2 protein-coding genes are annotated in these 1,748 nt (G+C 47.7%); both read left to right on the forward strand.

Annotation, left to right across the window (positions count from 1 at the left end; all coding sequences use genetic code 11):
- Positions 1 to 783: NAD-dependent epimerase/dehydratase family protein (locus tag HMPREF9446_RS11550; protein WP_009125848.1), on the forward strand; the 783-nt coding region annotated here is incomplete at its 5' end.
- A gap of 33 nt (positions 784 to 816) precedes the next feature.
- The coding region (locus HMPREF9446_RS11555) for an MraY family glycosyltransferase (RefSeq protein WP_039969250.1) at positions 817 to 1,748 on the forward strand (932 nt) is incomplete at its 3' end.

Here is a 1,748-nt window from a genome sequence, read left to right on the forward strand (position 1 = left end):
ATTCATTTGGCGGGCAAGGCCCACGATACGAAGAACCGGTCTGCCGCCCAGGCGTATTTTGATATCAATACCGGTCTGACCCAGAAGATATTCGATTTCTTTATGGAATCGTCTGCTGGTAAGTTCATCTTCTTCAGTTCCGTAAAGGCTGCCGCCGACAGTGTGGTGGGGGATGTGCTGACGGAGGATGTGGTGCCGTCTCCGAGAGGGCCATACGGGGAGAGCAAGATTGCTGCGGAAGAGTATATAAAGGAGCATTCCTCCTTCCGGGAAGAGGAGGGTGGGAGATGTTCCGGGAAACAGGTGTATATCCTCCGTCCCTGCATGATTCACGGTCCGGGCAACAAGGGGAATCTGAACCTGCTCTATAATGTGGTGAAGAAAGGTGTTCCCTGGCCTTTGGGAGCTTTTGAGAACAGGCGTTCTTTCACTTCGATTGACAATCTTTGCTATGTGGTGGAAGGCCTTCTGACCAGGGATGTTGCGAGTGGTGTTTACCATATGGGTGACGATGAAGCTCTATCAACGAATGAGCTGATTGCCCTGATGTGTGAAGTCTTGGGTCGCAGGCCTCATATCTGGAGGATGGACCGGCGCATGATGGAAGGATGCGCCGGGTTGGGGACGCTGCTTCATCTTCCGTTGAATACGGAACGTCTGCGCAAGCTGACGGAGAACTATGTGGTGAGCAATGCGAAGATAAAGTCCGCTTTGGGTATTGAGAGGATGCCTGTACGTGCGGAGGAGGGAATCGTGAAAACGATAAGGTCGTTTTCAAATTAAAGAATTGATAATTAAAAGTGGGACAGTATAAGCATGTACTATCTGATGGTTTTGGTTCTGCTCTTCGTGGCGGAACTTTTTTATTTTAAGATTGCTGATAAATGCAATATTATTGACAAGCCGAATGAACGGAGTTCCCATACAAGAGTCACTTTGCGCGGCGGTGGCATCATCTTCTATTTCGGTGCGTTGGCCTGCTTTCTGACGAGTGGCTTTGAATATCCCTTGTTCATGCTTGCCTTGACGCTGGTCACGTTCATCAGCTTTGTGGATGATATCAAGTCCACCCGGCAGGTAACGAGATTGCTTTTCCATTTCTCGGCCATGGGATTGATGTTCTGCCAGTGGGGCCTGTTTTCCTTACCTTGGTGGTGGATTGTCATTGCCTTGATTGTCTGCACGGGTATCATCAACGCCTATAACTTCATGGACGGGATCAACGGTATTACGGGTGGTTATTCCTTGGTCGTGCTGACTGCTCTGGCGATCATCAATGCGGAAATCATCCCTTTTGTTGAAGGTGACTTCATTTATACGGTGATCTGTTCTGTCGTGGTCTTTTGTTTCTTTAACTTCCGCAAGCGGGCAAAATGTTTTGCGGGTGATGTGGGTTCTGTGAGTATCGCCTTTATTCTTCTTTTTCTGCTGGGCAAGCTGATAATACAGACAGGAGATTTCAGCTGGATTGTCCTGTTGTCCGTCTATGGTGTTGACAGCGTGTTGACCATCATTCACCGCCTGATGCTTCATGAGAATATCGGTTTGCCTCACCGCAAGCATTTGTACCAGCTTATGGCGAATGAGTTGAAGATTCCTCATGTGGTGGTTTCCTCTGTCTATATGGCGGTTCAAGCTACTATTATAATAGGATATTTATTCTGTCTGAATCATGGCTATCTCTACCTATCGGTAGTTGTTCTGTTGCTGGGTCTGGTTTACATCTGTTTTATGAAGAGATATTTTGG

Origin of the sequence: Bacteroides fluxus YIT 12057 (genome assembly GCF_000195635.1) — a bacterium.
GTDB lineage: Bacteria > Bacteroidota > Bacteroidia > Bacteroidales > Bacteroidaceae > Bacteroides > Bacteroides fluxus.